Below are 16,372 nucleotides of genomic sequence, written 5' to 3'. Positions count from 1 at the left end.
ACTTTTCCACTTTTCCTTAGTACGGTTGTTTGGTTCGGTTCGGGGCAGAGCTTTAAACAAGCTTCTTCACCAATATCACCTCGCGGGCTTCAAGATGGGGGATGATCTCTTCTGCGACAATTCTTTTATAGTGTTCCGAGCGCTTGTGAGATTCTGCGGCAGCAGTGTCAGTGTAGTGTTCACAAAGAATGAGTTCGCAAGGATCGCTTTCCGACTGATAAATTGTGTAGGAAATGTTGCCTTCCTCCGATCTGGTCTTCTCGGCCAGCTCCGGTAGCAATTTCAGTATCCGGGACGTTTCCGACTCCAAAATTCTCCATTTCACGATCACGATCTTTTCCATGTGCTTACTGCTCCCTTATAAGACAAGCATACTAACACCCTAGTAGCTTGCGAAACAGTTGTCGTGCCGTCTGTGAACGCTTAACTGCGATTAAGATGTTCGGACAAGTCTGTTGGATAATTGGGTATTATACCGAATTTTTCCGTTAAACATCCTATTACAGCAATAGTAGCCGTGCATTATTAATTTTCGTGTGTTGCTTGATTTTTACTCCTTTCCCCCCTTTGCTAATAAAAGCTAGTAATGCTAGATTTCCAATATTTGCAATACTTCAGGGTGATTTATGAACAAAGGTGAACTAGTGGATGCTGTAGCAGCAAAGACCAACATCACAAAAAAGCAAGCCGATGAAGTTATTAGCGCTTTTTTGTCAGTTGTTACTGAGGCTGTAGCTAATGGTGAAAAGGTAACGCTCATTGGCTTTGGCTCATTCGAGCGACGCGAACGTGCCGAGCGTGAGGGGCGTAATCCCAAAACCCAGGAGACAATGACCATTCCAGCGACCAAAGTGCCTGCGTTTTCTGCTGGAAAACAGTTTAAAGAAAAAGTAGCGCCATAGATGAATTGTTTTACCACTAGCAATTCAATCACTGCAAAGCTGTAGCGTTCGCTGTTCTCAAGGCAGCGTGGGGCAACGTTAGAGGGAACGTGAGTGTTGAATTGCAGATGTTACACGGGAGCATCGCAGTGTTGATTTTTGACGCTAAACACTCGAAGTAGAAAACAGTAATCGTTACAGAAGCAAGAGGTGCGTAAACATTCGCGTAACATTACGCTCCTGCTTCCTCAGACACTAGCTTTGCTCGTAACATTCATTATATAAAGTACAATTGCTTACTTATTCTAGACTTTAAGGAATTTTACTGAGATTTCAATTAGCTTTCTTTAAGAAGAGAAATAGTTTCGTAAATTTACGATGTTTTTCTTTGAAGATAATTGTCATGTTAGAGAAATAGATTCCGGAAAAGAGAGTTAATATATAAATTTGCTTAAACAACACCATTTAAATAACAACTTATTAAACCAGATACGTTATCAGGTTGAAATATTAGAAGTTCATAATCCCAAGTTAGCCAGACTGTTATGTAAACTAATTCCATCCCATTGTCCTTTTGAAAGAACTGTATCAATTTTAGGGCGGACACTTTTTCACATTCCCCCATTATGTAAAATCAATCCTCTCTATGAACAAATAATTAGTCTTTGTTATAAGTGTTTGTTGTATTTAGTAGATGAATGCGGTGAAGACGCGACAAAGTATTGTTGAATGGTGATTCTATTTAGTAAAAAGAGAGAGGAGCTTGGTTTAAAATCTAGATAATGCTTTACTCCTGCAACTCAGTAAGCTTTTGTTGATATTCTTTGTATTCTTTGTCTTTATGCTGCCAGTATTTATCAACTGTTTCTTTAGCAGCGATCGCACTATCGTATTCATCTCCACCTTGGCTTAATAATCGCTGTTTGGTTTGCTTTCGTAAGTCAGAGACAATTTTGCCATTAACTTTACGCGTTTTTGACCAATCTAGAATCACTTTAGGATAATTACTAGTTTCAATATATTTCTCTTGTTCAATTTCTAGTAAACTGTAGCCGCGCAGTTCTGGTATCCAGTGGTAAATAAATTCTCCTAGTGGGGGTAAATATAGCGAAGCTGTCACCAGGGGCAAGATAGGCTGAAAGTATTGTGGAGTCTGGGTTTGAGAAAAAGAGTTGATTATTGGATTTTAGCGGTTTTGACAGGCGTTTTATAAGCACAGCCACAAATTGGACAAAATCGGTGTCTCAAAGACAACACCAACTCACCGCAATTCGCACAGTTAGCTCGAATCGGTGTACCGCAGAGATAACAAAACTTGGCTTTGATATGACTCCACATAGGGTCAACCGCCGCGCCAGGATTCCAACATTGGGGACAAAACTTAACCCCTCTAACCTGAGATACTTCCTCACCCTTGATCACAGCATCAAAATATTCTTGAGGTACGCCAAGTGCGATCGCTAACCCTTGAAGTGTCCTACGATTAATTTTAAGCGTAAGTCCTCGCTCGATTTTCCCGACAGAGCGTCCATGTATACCAGCAGCATCCGCCAACTCAGACTGAGTTAAATTGAGTTTCTTCCTGACCCGTGACACGTAACTAGCAAGGGATTCATCGCTATTGGGAGTTTTAAAAGTATCCATAAAAAGCTCAGGGCTAACTCATAAAAAGATATATAATTTATCAATAAAAAACCAAGCGAGAGAATACAGAAACAACCGTGAAATCGGCTGTAACTTTAGCCACTGTCACGACCGAATTTCTAGAGCGTCCTGGTCTAGCACCAAGTACTAGAGAAACCTATGAACTGACCCTCGGACTTTTACTGCAAAAGTATGGAAGTTGGTCAATAGAAATTATCAGTAAGCAAACATTAGTTGAGTATCTAAATAATCTCAGTCATTTAAAATACACAACACACCACAAGCATCAAGCAATATTACAAAGTTTGCTTAACTTTGCAGTAGAACAAGGGTATATAAAATCCAACCCTATCCGGGGACTAAAACAACGTCTACCTGAAAGAGAGAAAGGCGAACATAAAAGCGACGAGACAATAAGATATCTAACACAATCACAACTAAATATACTATATTCTGCCGTAAAAGATGACTTACGTCTAAGTACGATAGTTCATTTACTGCATCGCACAGGATGCAGAATAGGAGAGCTTTTAGCCCTAAACATAGATTCTGTAGATATCAAGAACCAGAAATTTCAAGTATTAGGTAAAGGCAACAAACAACGCTGGTGTTTTTACAGTGATGACGCAGCCTCAATGCTTGCTAAATACTTGAAATACTCACGGCATCAAAATACGAATGCCTTGTTTACAGCACAACATCCAGTTACCCGAAAAGTAAGTAGAATCAGCTACCATACATTGCATGATTATTGGCGGGAGACAACCAATAAGTATCCACACCTTCAAGGAGTTCGCATTCACGATTTACGACATACATTTGCTACAGAACGAGTGGGGTTAATCAGTATTGAGGAATTATGCTCATTAATGGGACATGAAAGCATTCAAACAACTTTACGTTACGCTAAAGTCACCTCACAGAAATCAGAATCAGCTGCACGTCATGCCTTGAATATACTGATTAATTCCGACCAAAAAGCTGACCTTTAGGGCAATTATATAGAATCACTCAGTTCCAGTATGTTTTTCATCGAGAAACAGCATTTTATCTCAGTTAAAGATTGTTACCCCAAAGAAGATAGAATACTGTTTGGTTGAAGAGTGAGACTTAATGAAAAAAACCTGGCAGCCAGAAGAATTAGTAGAGTATTGGACGCTACTCCCTCTTGAATTAGCACTACTGAATCAGAAAAACGACGAAAATCGGTTAGGTTTTGCTATATTGCTCAAGTTTTTTGAGATTTATGCCAGATTTCCTGAGAATAATCAAGAAATCTCCCAAAATGTTGTTGATTATGTTGCCAAACTTTTAGATATTTCCCCCCAAAAGTACTCTTACTACGATTGGCAAGGACGCTCCATAAAATATCATCGCGCTCAAATTAGAGAATTCTTTGGATTTCAAGAAACCAAAGTTAGTGATGCTTTTGAGTTAACTAATTGGTTAGCAGAACAAGCACTAATTTATGAGTTAAAATTTGAACAGCTAAAACTTGCAGCAGTAGCGAGACTACGGAATTTAAAACTTGAACCACCGACAGATTCCAGATTAGAACGTATCATTCGCTCTGCTATCAGAAATTTTGAATCTAAATTTTTTCGGGACATAACTTCCCAACTATCTAACCAATCTAAAAAGTGGATAAATGATTTTTTGAAAGAGAAAGCTTCCGATCAGGAATTAGATGATACCACACAAACAAATCATGATAAACAACTGAATAATCCAGGAGATATCCAATTATCTCAACAGTTAGATGACACGAATAACTCAGAAATAAACACTGAAGTGACTAGATTAACATGGGCTGAATTAAAAACAGACCCAGGGAGAATTGGTGTAGAAAGTTTTCAAAAGGAAGTTGCTAAATTAGAGATTTTTGAGCAATTAGAATTACCAACAGACTTATTTAAAAACATCTCTACCAAAGTTCTCCAAGTCTATAAAAGTCGGGTAATTGTTGAACATCCTCGTGACTTACGCCGTCACCCAGAACATATTCGCTACACACTATTTACAGCTTTTTGTTGGCTCAGAAGTCAAGAAGTTATAGATAATTTAGTAGAGTTACTCATTCAGATTGTCCATCGCATAGGTGTGAATGCAGGAAAAACGTGTAGATAAAGAGCTTATTCAGGATTTTAAACGGGTTCATGGGAAGAATAATCTACTATACCAAATGGCAGAAGCTTCCTTGAAAACACCTGATGGCACAGTCAAGGATGTGATTTTTCCTGTAGTAAGTGAAGTGACTCTCAAGAATTTAGTGAAAGAGTATAAATCTACAGGGAATGCTTACCGTGAGAAAGTTTATACGGTGATGCGCTCTTCTTATGGTGGATATTATCGGCGAATTTTACCGTTAATTTTAAACAAGCTCGAATTTCGTTCAAATAATGAAGTTCATCGTCCAGTTATTCAAGCGATATCTTTACTAAAAAAGTATGCTGATAGTAAACAGCGTTATTATGATGCTGGAGAAGATATACCCATTGAGGGGGTATTACGTAGTGGTTGGCAAGAAATTATATTAGAGACGGGAGCAGACGATGAAATCAAAGTTAATCGCATTAATTATGAGTTGAGCGTGCTGCAAGCATTGAGAGAAAAGCTGAGATGCAAGGAAATATGGGTTGTAGGAGCTAATCGTTACAGAAACCCTGAAGAAGATTTACCTGCTGATTTTGAGGCGCAAAGATTAGAATATTTCCAAGCTTTGAAACAACCATCCGATGTAGAAGTCTTTATTGCTAATTTACAGCAATCTTTGGAGCAATCATTAACTTTACTGGATAAAGGAATACCTAAAAATAGTTTAGTCACACTTAAAACGACAGGCAAAAGTCGAATTTGTGTTTCTCCTCTGAATCCTCAAAATGAACCGACTAATTTGACTAGGTTGAAAACTGAAATTACTAGGCGTTGGCGCATGACTAGCCTCTTAGATATTCTGAAAGAGACTGATTTGCGAGTTAAGTTTAGCCAACACTTTCAGAGTGTATCAACACGAGAGGTTTTAGGCGAATATACTTTACAAAAACGCTTGCTACTTTGTTTATATGGTTTAGGAACGAATACTGGATTAAAGCGTTTAAGTGATGAGATTAAAGGCGACAATTATCAAGATTTACTCCATGTTAAGCGTCATTTTATTCAGAAAGAACAATTACGTAATGCTATTGCCTGTATTGCAAATGCAATTTTTACTGCCAGAATTTCTACTATTTGGGGAGAGGGTACAACCGCCTGTGCTTCTGACTCGAAAAAGTTTGGTGCTTGGGATCAAAACTTAATGACTGAGTGGCACATCCGTTATGGTGGAAGAGGTGTGATGATTTATTGGCACGTTGAGAAGAATTCTGTTTGTATTTATTCACAGTTAAAAACTTGTTCTTCTTCTGAAGTGGCAGCCATGATTGAAGGATTATTACGCCACTGTACTGAGATGAAAGTGGAGACAAATTATGTGGATAGTCACGGTCAAAATGAAGTGGCTTTTGCTTTCTGTCATTTACTGGGTTTTCAGTTAATGCCGCGTCTTAAACGTATCAATGTTCAGAAATTATACCGTCCTTCAACTGGAAATAATGATGCTTATCCAAACTTGCAACCTATTTTAACTCGCGCTATTAATTGGGATTTAATTCGCCAACAATACGACCAAATGGTGAAGTATGCTACTGCTTTGCGTTTGGGTATGGCAGAAACTGAAGCCATCTTAAAGCGTTTTACTAGGGGTAATTTATTACACCCTACTTATCAAGCCTTGGCGGAATTGGGCAAGGCTGTAAAAACTATATTTTTATGTAAATACCTGCATTCGGTTGAACTGCGACAAGAGATAAATGCTGGACTCAACGTGGTGGAGAACTGGAATAGTGCTAACAGTTTTATTTTTTACGGCAAGGGTGGGGAGATTGCTACTAATCGTTTGTCTGACCAAGAATTAGCTGTGTTATCTCTGCATTTACTCCAGATATCTTTGGTATATATAAATACGTTGATGATTCAGGAGGTTTTGTCCCAACCACAATGGATGAAGTTGATGAAGTTGGAGGATTTGCGGGCGCTTTCGCCTTTAATTTGGGGTCACGTTAATCCCTATGGTACTTTTCGTTTGGATCTTAATGTCAGGTTGCCAATTGAGACGGGGTAAATGTGTCTAAAAATACGCTTTGTTCGTATGTCTCTTAATCTTATAGTCTGAAAGTCATCCACCGCAGTACTTTCAGCCTATCTTGCCCCTGGTGACAGCTTCGCTATATTTACCCCTAGTGGGTCTTTTTCGGCAATATTTTTTGATGGATTATAGATCCGAAAAGTATCACTAAGTGGATTAGTTACACCAGCTTGCATTTGCCATTGCCAATTATCAATTGCTAAATCTCCATCGACCAAATAGTTCATGTAGTGTTTAGCTCCGTGATGCCATGAAACCCCACAATTGATAGTTAAAAAAGTGGCGCACATTGCCCTCATGCGAAAATTCATCCAGCCCATTGTTTGAAGTTGCCGCATACTGGCATCAACTAAGGGAAAGCCTGTCATTCCTTGTTGCCAAGCTTGGTACAATTCTTGTTTTGCTCCTGACAATGTTTCTGGGGTATATAATTTGTCAAACTCCCTGTAACGATTAGTGTAAGCAATTTCTGGATGAAAATAGAGTCGCTGTGTAAAACTATCATGCCAGCGCAAACGGTCTCGAAATGCTTTGAGGGAGAATTCTGCCTTGGGTTGAGTTTTTAATTGTTCTGCTAAGGCTTTAGTGCTTTGGTAAACAGTGCGAGTTGAAATAGTCCCAAAAGTCAGGTGTGGTGATAAATGAGATGTTGCCCCAAGCTGTGAGAGCATTGGGCGAGAAAGCTTCCAATGGTATCCGTAATATCTTTTTTTGAGAAATGAGTCCAGTTGAGCTTGTGCTTGTGTTTCACCCCCTGGGAAATAAACTTTTTCTACTGCCCAAAAGCGATGGTATTTCTGTTTAAGTTCTTCAAATGTTAGCTGTGGTAGATTGAGTGTGATTTGAGGCGTATTAATAATTGCTGGTGTTTTATACTGGGATTGTCTTTGATAGGTGTAGTATTCGTTAACCCACTCGTCACGTTGCTCTGCTGATTGCAGAAAGTTGTTTAGTCCAATGTGATAATCAAGATTTAACTGTTTGTAAAAATCAACTATAGTTTTATCCCGGTTGATACCATACTCTACCTGTACATCACGGTTAAAGAAAAGCTTGGGTTTATATCCTCGCTCGGTTAACTGTCTAGTCAACTCTTGCACGATGCCTGTAGAATTACCTTCAAATAAGTACAGCCGACTACTTAACTTTTGCAGATTTGAGTTGAGTTTTTCCAAAGACTCAAACAAGAACCGGACTCTAGCAGTCCCGACATCAGCCCAGGTATAAAACCAAGGGTCAATAATGAAGAATGGCAAAACTCTTGCATCGTTACCAGATGAAGAGGTGACAATTTCGTTATCAGTTAAACGCAAATCTCGACGAAACCATAGAAGGTGCATAAAGGTGCATAGTTTAATTTACCACTACTATAATACATTTGTATTAACAGGTGATTTTGCTGTCGAAGTTGAGTATTTATAGCAGATGTAAACTATCCTGACTGCGCTGACTTTACACAGTGCAACGAACCGAACAAGTAAGTTCTAGTTATAAAACTGCAAGGGTAGCGGATGTAGGGCAATATTTAAAAGTCAAAAGTTTACATCAGGGCAGATGTGCCCTCATTTTTAAGATGGATATCAGGTAAGTGTGCGTTAGAATTGAATGAGTGGCAACTTGACTAATTTGAAGCTAAATTAAAAAATCGAGGGTAAAAGTTGCTCACAGGGCAAAGTTTAATAATTGGGTCATTGATAAGTTATTTATACAGGATTCGTGGTAAGCAATAAAAATACTGTCAAAGAAACTGTATGCAAACGGTATAACCCAGAACTAGCTATGTACAAGATTAATATTTACAAGCTTTAAAAGTATGGCTAAGGTAACAATTTCAATTGCGCTAACTGATACAGAAGTCAAAGCTTTATCGGCAATGCAGATTTCTGAAAATGAGTCATTGAATCATACAGCAACAAGATTGCTCCAGGGAATCCTGGGTCAGACACAACCTGGGCTAGCGTTATCTAATGGTGATGAGATTAAGGAAATAGTTAAACAGGAAGTAAATGCTTTAGCTGTGTTTACACCTGATGGGGAAGACATAAAACAGGTGATTAAGCAAGAGATGGCAGATGCGATCGCTCAGATAAAGGACTTAATAGAAAAGCGTGATGGTGGAGTTGCCCTACCAAAGCAAGAGGCTATCTCTGTTGAGCAGCAAGTCTTACCAGATTATTCAGCAATACGCGAAAATATCCTTTCTAAATTGAAAACAGGTAAGCAGTCAGCAGCCAAGGCAATTGACGCTTTTATTGAGGAACTGGGTGCTGTCAAGGAGCAACAACAGCCAGCAACAATGGAATTAGATGTAGCGAGTTAGGATTTTCGTGCTGGCGACTATTAACCAGTCAACTTGATCACGCCTTGGCTGACTAAATGTTCAAGCTGAGAATGGTGCTGTGTTTGCTCCCGTAGCAACTTGAGTTGCTCGTAAGTGAGAATGTGTAATCCGGGACGGATAATATAACCTTGAATGGTAATGCTTTGTGGCTGCTGGCTATCGGTACGGTTGTAGAAAATTGAAGGCATATTTACAATTATGTAAGTTAACACTGATTAGTAGAAGAAAGTTTAATTCTTCATTCTCTTACAGCTTCACACAATTTCCTGTTAAAAGTGATTATATAATCAGTCAAAGCCAAAGTATGTATGAGATTCTCAATAGAAGCGCTCCATGCCATGCAGGTTTTGTAAATAGAGAGAAGCAAAAGATTAGGTGACGATAGATTTAGACAACAAGGCTGTCAACAGTCGGCATGACTAATACTTTATAGATTTGTAATATCTGGGAGTCAAACGTTATCGCAATTCCAAAACAATTAATAAACTCGCAAATCAAGTCACCCCAAGTTTTCTTGATTGACCATGAGAATAATAATCGTGGTTTAACCGATACCAATGAAGCATTACAGCTAGCCGAAAGCCTAGAGTTAGACCTAGTGTTAGTGTCTGAAGGAAAAGAGGCTCCAGTTGCAAAGATTCTGAATTATGGCAAGCTTCAGTATCAAAAGAAAAAGCGTCAGGCACAAAGTGCTAGACCAGTAGTAAAAGAAGTTCGGTTTGGTTTGAATATAGGTGTAGCTGATTATAAGTTACGTATTGAACAAGCAGTTGGGTGGTTGAGTAAAGGTGATTCGGTGAAGTTTGCCGTTCGTTTACGAGGTCGAGAACATCAATATCGTGACCAAGCTGGAGAACTACTAGACCGGGTTGTAAGTGATCTCAACTCTGTAGGAAAAGTTCAATCACTTGATAAGCGTTCACTAATCGCTTTAATCATTCCTGCCTAAATTACTTTTTAAGAGATATCTTAACTCTCGAAGTGCGATCGCTCTATTCATCCTTGTGAAGCGTCGGCGTTAATTAAATTAAAGAGTTCAAGTGTTAGTTCTAATTACCAATGCTTTGGCGTTGGGGTCAAGTCGAAAGTCCAAGCAGCTCTCACCCTCTACCCCATCAGGGTGAACGACACAGACGAGGTGGGGGTTATGTGAATAGAGGAGACAGTTATCGCACTCTGGAACTTTTGGCATAGTACCAGTGTACTGCTTTATCACAAGCGATCGCTTGGCTGAAATTGGGAATCCTAAAAGAAGAAGTTAAGAGTGATTTTTAGTACAAATGGTTTTTAAATTTCGCTTGATTGGTGTTGCGGCTTTGCTTCTAGCTCAAACGGCGTTACCCGTATTTGCCAACAATCTTACCGCTACAGTTGTAAGCGTAGGTGACGGTGACACCATACGGGTGAGAACTGGTAACAAAACTGTAACAGTCCGCCTTGCTTGCATTGATGCACCAGAAATGAAACAGAATCCTTGGGGTCAACAATCATCTGCAAGACTTAAACAATTGCTGCCAGTGGGACAAGGAATTACCCTACGTGCTATTGAAACTGACAAATATAAGCGCTTGGTTGCAGAGGTGTTTGTCGAGAATCGCAGTGTCAATCTCAAGATGGTGCAAGAGGGACAATATGAAAGTTTATCGTCAGTATCTCAAAGGCTGTCCACAATCTAAAGATAGTTTGTTGCAGGGTGAAAATATCGCTAAACAACAGCGTTTAGCATTTTGGAGTCAGGCCAATCCTGTAATGCCTTGGGACTTCCGCCACAGAGCTACCCAAAAGACAACTTCACAACCGATCCAACCGCAGCAACAGAATAACTGCGATCCCTCTTACCCAGATTTTTGCATTCCAAAGAATTCACCAGACTTAGATTGCCGAGACATCACCCAAAGAAGGTTTAAAGTGCTGTCACCCGATCCTCATGGGTTTGACCGAGATGGTGATGGCATTGGATGTGAACGGTAGATGTGATTTTAAGAAGATTTTGAACAATCTTTGGAAGCAGAAGTCGGACAAATTGTAAGCTGAAATAACTAAAAAGAGTGTTAAGGGAAGAATGAAGCTATCGTATTATTTAGTCTGACAAAAGTTTACGGTTAGCTTTAGCCATCTGGGTGGCATTAACATAGCCCTTGGGTATCGCGTATTTGCCTATCTGCCCAGACTGAGGCATTTGGTTGATTTCTGAAACACGCCAAAAGTGTGTCAGCATTGTAATTGGCTTACTTTTTGTAAATGAGTTTTGCAAAGCGATCGCGTTGCTTCCTGGCTGGCGATCGCTTTTGCGTTATCACTATTTCAGTGTAATCAAAAAACTCTAAAAACACAAGTTGGTGTTGTAAATTAGAGGAGAGCTAAATGACAGAGGAGGTCTGCTTTGTGAAACTGTCCTATGTATCTCGTTTTACTTGGGATGAAGAAACAGCACAGCGATTGAGAAAACTACGGGGTAAAACTAGCCGAGATAAATTAGCGATTCAAGCTGGTCGCAGCAATACTTTTATCCAAAACCTTGAATGGGCAAACCCTGGAAATAGACCAGAATCAATTTCCAAAGAAGATGCGTTTGCTATTTGTAATGCGCTTAATGTACCTATTTGGAAGTTATTTCCAGCGTTAGTAATCAATCCTGAAAGTTTACAAGAAATATGCAAAACTCTATTGACATAATACAACACCGTGTTGCAAATTATATATACAAGAGAGGAATTGAGCGCGATGCCTCTCAGAGAAAGGAAGAAGCGCTCAAAACTCAAACCAATCAAATTGAATTAGCAACAAAACTATTAGAAACCAATAGCCGGCGGGATAAGTAGCCGCAGCCTAAAACTTGTAATGGCCAAGCCACCGCGAGATGATTCCGATGACCTACCACGTCTAAAAACTGGTTGTAAAAACTTCAATCTTTTTAGAATTAAGGCGATTATTACTCCTCAGTATGTAATCGCCTTTTCAATTGTTTCGACATGGCTGTGGCTGTACAGAGGGCACGATAAATCCAATATCTTCTCTACAGCTTTTTACTGTCTGGTGTTTTGACCATCAGTTGATACGCTTTACCATTGAACACTTTTGTAGAACCCATTTGAGATATATACAGGAGGGCAATCGAATTTGGCTGAACTAGGAGCTAAGTTACAAATTTTATAGATTGATCGTCAGGATTTTTTTCTTGCTTTTTTTGTCGCTCAACACGACTGTATTGTAGGGTAATGTATCCGTTCCCAACGGAATTGGCAGCCTAAAACTGGGGCTTTTATGATCGAGTTCGCCTAAATCAATGCTTTTCGTTATATCGCCATCTGTTGCAAGATTTGCGGTAAGTTCGCCTTTATAATCTTCAATTAAAAAGTCTCTAAAGAAAACGACTTCCCCAGCATCAGGATCTATCCCAAGGATGACCGTACCTCTGAAAGTTGCGCCTTTTCGTTCTTCATCAACCGTTGCCATTGTGATTTCCGAGGGGTCTTGACCGGACTTATCTGCCATAAACTTTTTTCTCTTGCGAATTCTCAACAATTGAAAATGATTTTACAAGAGCGCTATGGGCGATCGCAAAACTCTCAGGACGTATTTCTGCATCGGTCTTGCAAATGTATAGCCAAGTTACTTCTGGTTATATGCCTGATTGGAAGATTGAGTAGAGATGAGTAGGGGACCAAAGCGATCACGTTAGCGAAGCGAGGCGTTAGCCTAGCGTTGCTGCAAAGCAGATCGCATCGCAGAAACCTGATTCCCAAATGGGTTCTATAAGGCTTCGCCAAATCTAGATTGAGAGTGTTGTGCAAGCACAACAAACTGACCAATGAAAATAAGGTGATCGCTGCGTCTGGAAAACTCGCGATCGCCCTTTTACCCATTTAAGAGGTATTTCTAATGATGACACAACTTTCAGCCCCTACGCTAACAAAAGATCCGCTAACCACACAGGATCGCCAAATCATTGCAACCATCGTCAATCAGTCGGACTACTCCAAAAACTGCAAGCCCGAAGATGTAGTGACTATTTGGATTAGTGAAGATGACACCACGGTTTGGGTAAAAATGATCCACGGCTATGCTCGTTACCACAAACAATCTTTCAAACGCGCTGTTGCAGAGGTAAAAGCGAGTCTTTCTGCTCCAGTAAAGTGCAATCACAAAGAAGAAAGGGAATTGAAACAAGCTGCTGAGAAAATTGGCTTGTTGGGTGATTGTGACTGGTTATCGTTGAGCGTCCAATACTATCCCGATAAAGTAATCGGTCACGCTGGTTGCTACACTTCGCAGAAGCCTCAACTATTAACCCCACTTGCTGAATGGGATTTCACCCTGCCGAAGTGGAATATGCCTGCTGCCATCTGTCCAGATTGTGGTGGGCATGGGTGCGGTAACTGTGGGTATCGCGGTACTCGCGCAGAAGACTTGTGCAAACCAGTGGACGGCTATCGACTAACTTATGTAGGACGCACTGACCTCCAGACGGCTCACAACGTCTATCTAGATGGTGAGTTTTTGGGCATACTCTTCAAGGTTAGAAACGCTGATGAGTTATGGGAAAACGACCCCAAGACTTACTATTGGCGCTGTGGCGATGGAGTACGGTACTGGAGTGTGAAAGAGGCTGTAGAGGTTCTATCCAGGACAACTGCTCCGATTGAACTGCCGCAAGTTTGTCGGGAGTTAGTAGCAGCGTAACTGAAATGGTGGGTATTAAAACCCACCATGCAACCATAACCAATCCTTGTAAAATAAAATACAGTTTGTCTTTAAAACATGACTAGCAAGCCTTACGATCAGTTTTCTAAGGAATTATTAGAGGAGTTGTTGTCTCCTTTAGGTAGAGTAGAAGTTAACAAACAAGTCACTGATGAAGCCAGATTTGTTGACGTTTTGTTTACAAGCACACCAACTGCCCAAGCTCAAAATCTTGGATTATTAGGTAGAATCGCTGTACTAAATACGGCACTCTTGGAACCATTTCGCAATCAACCCACTAGGTCAGAGGTACGCAACTGTTTTCTGAAACTGTTCACCGTGATTGCAGACTCACAACGCAAAGCCAAGCGAGAGAAAACCAGCTTACCAGAAGATAGTTTAGCTCGTTTGTGGATTATATCGCCCAGTACTTCCGCCTCTCTGTTGGAGGATTTAGAGGTTAAACTAGATTTAGAAAAGTGGAGCAGGGGAGTTTACTTTTTCCAGAAATGTTTTAGGGCAGCAATAGTAGCGGTTAACGAGCTACCAGTAACAGAAGAAACATTATGGCTGAGAATTTTGGGTAGAGGCGAAACGCAACGTACTGCCATTGATGAATTGCTGGCACTACCCGAAAGCAACCAATTAAGACAGAATACTCTCAAACTGATTACTAATTTGCGGGTCATTATAGTTCAACAGCAAGAAACTTTAACGGAAGATGAGCAGGAATTAATTATGAATTTGTCGCAAGCTTATCAGCAGTGGGAAGAAACTACTAAACAGCAAGGAGTGCAACAAGAACGCCGTCAAGTTGTAGAAAACTTGTTGAGATTCCGGTTTGGTTCTGTGGATGAAGAATTAGCGAGAGTAGTCGATAGTTTATTGCAGTTAACACCAGAAGAATTTACTCCGCTATGCCTTCAGTTATCCCGTGAAGAGTTGTTGGTCAGATTTAATTCACACGGATAATCTTAATCAAATAACTGTTTTATAAAGCGCTTTTGTATCAACAGGAGCGCTGTTTTATTGGCTCTACACTTGATAGATACATCTGTAGGCAATGGCTTCGCCAATGCGAAAGTGAAATGTATTGGTATTGAACAATGTCCCCTCAAGAAAATGCCGAATTACTTGCTGTCCTGATGCGTCAAGAGGAGCTACTCAAGCAGTTGGTTGCAGCAATCAATAAGCCGAAATTGGGATTACACTCGGAAGCTGGCAATTGCAGAATCTACTGTAATCGTCAGCATGGAGGGCTGTGGTACACATTAAACGGTGAACCGAGTGATATTCCCCAAACTGCTTTAACAGGGTATCTTAAAGAACTGCGGTTCGAGAATACAGAACGGCGTAAAAAAGAATCTTGCAAGTTGTTAATTACTGTTCAAGCAGACCGGACATATATCTTAGAATCAGGCTACGATACCCATTTCTCAAAGTGCATACTTGCAGCGATCGCAACTTTGACCCCAGAACAGTTGTATTCTCCAATTACGCTACAGCCACAGCCAGGAACGACTGACGAAAGTGTGCTGTTCTGTCGTGTGTGGGTAAATAGTGAGTTAGTAATGGCATCCTACAACGAGCAAAGCGATTGGCGAGAAATCAGTAAACAAGCAATCGCTGTAACAAAAGCTGCGAATGAGATAGCGTTTTAACGAAATCGGAAATAGGGCTTGGGCAACTGTAATTAGATGTTGCTCAAGCTTTGTCTACAGCTTGCTGCGCTGTGTATTCACTACTAGCAATCACAATAAATGACTACAACCATCGTTCACCCTAGTATCGAAAATTTACAGCAGTTTTCTGACTCATTCGATATTGAGAAACTATTGCAATCTGAGGGAATTCTGCCGTGGCTTTTAGCAAATGGCTGGAACTATGACAATGAATCTTGTTTGATTGCAAACATTATTGATGAGTCTACCAGTATTGATGAAGTTTGGGAATCAGACGAGTTTGATTTTAATGCTCTGACTGATGAATTAAAAGAAAAACTCAATCAGATTTTTGAGCATTTCTATCTGTAATCGAATAGCACTTTCAATCAATAATTAACGCGAAGGGAAGAAAAATGCAACCAACAATCACACTTCCACGAGGCTACGGAATTCCAAAGTTTAATGTTGGACAACGTACAAAACAATTCGCAATTCGCAATTCGCAATTCGCAATTTGGAGCTAAATGTATGAATCAACAGTTTAGTATTGCTGATAGAACGAAAGCTTTGGCAATAAGAATAGTTAAAGCTTGTACCTTCTTGGATGAAAAACCTGGAGTTTGTCGAACATTATCAAAACAGCTACTCCGAAGTGCTACTTCTATAGGTGCAAATGTTCGAGAAGCCCAATCTGCCCAATCTGATAAAGATTTTCTTAGTAAATTAGAAATTGCACTTAAAGAGGAGAGAGAAACAGAATATTGGCTAGAGATACTAATAGAGTCCGAACTAGTTGAAAAGAATAAGTTTGAAACCTTACTTCAAGAAACTAGGGAAGTTGGAAAGATTCTAGTTGCATCTACTCGAAAAATCAAGGACAAAATCAATAAGCTAAATTAATTGCGAATTGCGAATTGCGAATTGCGAATTGCTTGCTGCGGTTCTAGATTGTCTAAACCCAACAAAGAAAAAGTTG

20 protein-coding genes and 1 pseudogene are annotated in these 16,372 nt (G+C 40.0%); 15 read left to right on the top strand and 6 right to left on the bottom strand.

Annotation, left to right across the window (positions count from 1 at the left end):
• Positions 1-52: 52 nt before the first annotated feature.
• Complete coding sequence (locus NPUN_RS35650) at positions 53-343, bottom strand: putative quinol monooxygenase (RefSeq protein ID WP_041566674.1); 291 nt, start codon at positions 341-343, stop codon at positions 53-55.
• Positions 344-626: 283 nt separating this feature from the next.
• Between NPUN_RS35650 and NPUN_RS35645 the strand changes: the two genes are divergently transcribed.
• Both NPUN_RS35645 and NPUN_RS39810 read left to right on the top strand, forming a co-directional pair.
• On the top strand, positions 627-902 hold the full coding sequence (locus tag NPUN_RS35645) for an HU family DNA-binding protein (protein WP_012413236.1): 276 nt from the start codon (positions 627-629) through the stop codon (positions 900-902).
• Positions 903-1,328: 426 nt separating this feature from the next.
• The gene (locus NPUN_RS39810; RefSeq protein WP_012413235.1) at positions 1,329-1,610 is read left to right on the top strand and encodes a Mo-dependent nitrogenase C-terminal domain-containing protein; all 282 of its coding nucleotides are present in this window, start codon (positions 1,329-1,331) and stop codon (positions 1,608-1,610) included.
• 58 nt (positions 1,611-1,668) lie between these two features.
• Here the strand turns inward: NPUN_RS39810 and NPUN_RS35640 are convergent, their stop codons facing one another.
• Entirely contained in the window at positions 1,669-2,001 is a 333-nt protein-coding gene (locus tag NPUN_RS35640; RefSeq protein ID WP_041566673.1) for a hypothetical protein, read from the bottom strand.
• 56 nt (positions 2,002-2,057) lie between these two features.
• Positions 2,058-2,525, bottom strand: a complete 468-nt coding sequence (locus tag NPUN_RS35635; protein WP_012407622.1) for a double zinc ribbon domain-containing protein — start codon at positions 2,523-2,525, stop codon at positions 2,058-2,060.
• A 77-nt stretch (positions 2,526-2,602) separates the two neighbouring features.
• Here NPUN_RS35635 and NPUN_RS35630 point away from each other — a divergent pair, with 77 nt between their 5' ends.
• Both NPUN_RS35630 and NPUN_RS35625 read left to right on the top strand, forming a co-directional pair.
• Complete coding sequence (locus NPUN_RS35630) at positions 2,603-3,517, top strand: tyrosine-type recombinase/integrase (RefSeq protein ID WP_012407621.1); 915 nt, start codon at positions 2,603-2,605, stop codon at positions 3,515-3,517.
• Positions 3,518-3,638: 121 nt separating this feature from the next.
• Positions 3,639-6,684, top strand: a pseudogene (locus NPUN_RS35625) (Tn3-like element ISNpu13 family transposase).
• 77 nt (positions 6,685-6,761) lie between these two features.
• Here the strand turns inward: NPUN_RS35625 and NPUN_RS35620 are convergent.
• Positions 6,762-8,048, bottom strand: coding sequence for an FAD-binding domain-containing protein (locus NPUN_RS35620; RefSeq protein ID WP_083782514.1), 1,287 nt, complete (start codon positions 8,046-8,048; stop codon positions 6,762-6,764).
• Between the two features lie 473 nt (positions 8,049-8,521).
• Between NPUN_RS35620 and NPUN_RS38430 the strand changes: the two genes are divergently transcribed.
• Positions 8,522-9,028, top strand: a complete 507-nt coding sequence (locus NPUN_RS38430) for a hypothetical protein (RefSeq protein WP_012413234.1) — start codon at positions 8,522-8,524, stop codon at positions 9,026-9,028.
• A 20-nt stretch (positions 9,029-9,048) separates the two neighbouring features.
• Here the strand turns inward: NPUN_RS38430 and NPUN_RS35610 are convergent, their stop codons facing one another.
• Positions 9,049-9,237 carry a hypothetical protein gene (locus NPUN_RS35610; RefSeq protein ID WP_012413233.1) on the bottom strand — a complete coding sequence of 63 codons (189 nt, stop codon included), beginning with the start codon at positions 9,235-9,237 and terminating at the stop codon, positions 9,049-9,051.
• A 245-nt stretch (positions 9,238-9,482) separates the two neighbouring features.
• On the opposite strand from NPUN_RS35610, the gene infC reads away from it, so the two are divergent.
• The 5 genes from infC (at position 9,483) to NPUN_RS35590 (ending at position 11,725) form a co-directional block, all read left to right on the top strand.
• On the top strand, positions 9,483-9,998 hold the full coding sequence (gene infC, locus NPUN_RS35605) for a translation initiation factor IF-3 (protein WP_336884963.1): 516 nt from the start codon (positions 9,483-9,485) through the stop codon (positions 9,996-9,998).
• 331 nt (positions 9,999-10,329) lie between these two features.
• Positions 10,330-10,725: a thermonuclease family protein gene (locus NPUN_RS43905; RefSeq protein ID WP_012413230.1), complete on the top strand. Its 396-nt coding sequence runs from the start codon at positions 10,330-10,332 to the stop codon at positions 10,723-10,725.
• Positions 10,682-11,020, top strand: coding sequence for a hypothetical protein (locus tag NPUN_RS43900; RefSeq protein ID WP_012413229.1), 339 nt, complete (start codon positions 10,682-10,684; stop codon positions 11,018-11,020). Before NPUN_RS43905 ends, NPUN_RS43900 begins: the two co-directional genes overlap by 44 nt.
• A gap of 212 nt (positions 11,021-11,232) precedes the next feature.
• Entirely contained in the window at positions 11,233-11,376 is a 144-nt protein-coding gene (locus NPUN_RS42395; RefSeq protein WP_167315724.1) for a hypothetical protein, read from the top strand.
• Between the two features lie 58 nt (positions 11,377-11,434).
• Positions 11,435-11,725, top strand: coding sequence for a helix-turn-helix transcriptional regulator (locus tag NPUN_RS35590; protein WP_148220495.1), 291 nt, complete (start codon positions 11,435-11,437; stop codon positions 11,723-11,725).
• 474 nt (positions 11,726-12,199) lie between these two features.
• Here NPUN_RS35590 and NPUN_RS35585 read toward each other — a convergent pair whose 3' ends face one another.
• Positions 12,200-12,544 (bottom strand): hypothetical protein, encoded by a 345-nt coding sequence (locus NPUN_RS35585; RefSeq protein ID WP_012413226.1) that lies wholly within the window; start codon positions 12,542-12,544, stop codon positions 12,200-12,202.
• A gap of 387 nt (positions 12,545-12,931) precedes the next feature.
• Here NPUN_RS35585 and NPUN_RS35580 point away from each other — a divergent pair, with 387 nt between their 5' ends.
• From NPUN_RS35580 to NPUN_RS35560, 5 genes are all read left to right on the top strand, one after another.
• Positions 12,932-13,732, top strand: a complete 801-nt coding sequence (locus NPUN_RS35580; RefSeq protein WP_012413225.1) for a hypothetical protein — start codon at positions 12,932-12,934, stop codon at positions 13,730-13,732.
• 78 nt (positions 13,733-13,810) lie between these two features.
• The gene (locus NPUN_RS35575; RefSeq protein WP_012413224.1) at positions 13,811-14,704 is read left to right on the top strand and encodes an RpnC/YadD family protein; all 894 of its coding nucleotides are present in this window, start codon (positions 13,811-13,813) and stop codon (positions 14,702-14,704) included.
• A gap of 134 nt (positions 14,705-14,838) precedes the next feature.
• Positions 14,839-15,393: a hypothetical protein gene (locus NPUN_RS35570; protein WP_012413223.1), complete on the top strand. Its 555-nt coding sequence runs from the start codon at positions 14,839-14,841 to the stop codon at positions 15,391-15,393.
• Between the two features lie 99 nt (positions 15,394-15,492).
• Positions 15,493-15,765 carry a hypothetical protein gene (locus tag NPUN_RS35565; RefSeq protein WP_012413222.1) on the top strand — a complete coding sequence of 91 codons (273 nt, stop codon included), beginning with the start codon at positions 15,493-15,495 and terminating at the stop codon, positions 15,763-15,765.
• A gap of 159 nt (positions 15,766-15,924) precedes the next feature.
• Entirely contained in the window at positions 15,925-16,296 is a 372-nt protein-coding gene (locus tag NPUN_RS35560; RefSeq protein ID WP_012413221.1) for a four helix bundle protein, read from the top strand.
• Positions 16,297-16,372: the final 76 nt, after the last annotated feature.

The organism is Nostoc punctiforme PCC 73102 (genome assembly GCF_000020025.1).
Lineage (GTDB): Bacteria > Cyanobacteriota > Cyanobacteriia > Cyanobacteriales > Nostocaceae > Nostoc > Nostoc punctiforme.
This window is presented reverse-complemented; position numbering and strand designations above follow the sequence as displayed.

Coding starts and splice junctions, on each gene's coding strand:
- NPUN_RS35650 (WP_041566674.1), bottom strand. CDS start 343: ATGGAAAAGATCGTGATCGTGAAATGGAGAATTTTGGAGTCGGAAACG.
- NPUN_RS35645 (WP_012413236.1), top strand. CDS start 627: ATGAACAAAGGTGAACTAGTGGATGCTGTAGCAGCAAAGACCAACATC.
- NPUN_RS35635 (WP_012407622.1), bottom strand. CDS start 2,525: ATGGATACTTTTAAAACTCCCAATAGCGATGAATCCCTTGCTAGTTAC.
- NPUN_RS35620 (WP_083782514.1), bottom strand. CDS start 8,048: ATGCACCTTCTATGGTTTCGTCGAGATTTGCGTTTAACTGATAACGAA.
- NPUN_RS38430 (WP_012413234.1), top strand. CDS start 8,522: ATGGCTAAGGTAACAATTTCAATTGCGCTAACTGATACAGAAGTCAAA.
- NPUN_RS35610 (WP_012413233.1), bottom strand. CDS start 9,237: ATGCCTTCAATTTTCTACAACCGTACCGATAGCCAGCAGCCACAAAGC.
- NPUN_RS43905 (WP_012413230.1), top strand. CDS start 10,330: ATGGTTTTTAAATTTCGCTTGATTGGTGTTGCGGCTTTGCTTCTAGCT.
- NPUN_RS43900 (WP_012413229.1), top strand. CDS start 10,682: ATGAAAGTTTATCGTCAGTATCTCAAAGGCTGTCCACAATCTAAAGAT.
- NPUN_RS35585 (WP_012413226.1), bottom strand. CDS start 12,544: ATGGCAGATAAGTCCGGTCAAGACCCCTCGGAAATCACAATGGCAACG.
- NPUN_RS35580 (WP_012413225.1), top strand. CDS start 12,932: ATGATGACACAACTTTCAGCCCCTACGCTAACAAAAGATCCGCTAACC.
- NPUN_RS35575 (WP_012413224.1), top strand. CDS start 13,811: ATGACTAGCAAGCCTTACGATCAGTTTTCTAAGGAATTATTAGAGGAG.
- NPUN_RS35570 (WP_012413223.1), top strand. CDS start 14,839: ATGTCCCCTCAAGAAAATGCCGAATTACTTGCTGTCCTGATGCGTCAA.
- NPUN_RS35565 (WP_012413222.1), top strand. CDS start 15,493: ATGACTACAACCATCGTTCACCCTAGTATCGAAAATTTACAGCAGTTT.
- NPUN_RS35560 (WP_012413221.1), top strand. CDS start 15,925: ATGAATCAACAGTTTAGTATTGCTGATAGAACGAAAGCTTTGGCAATA.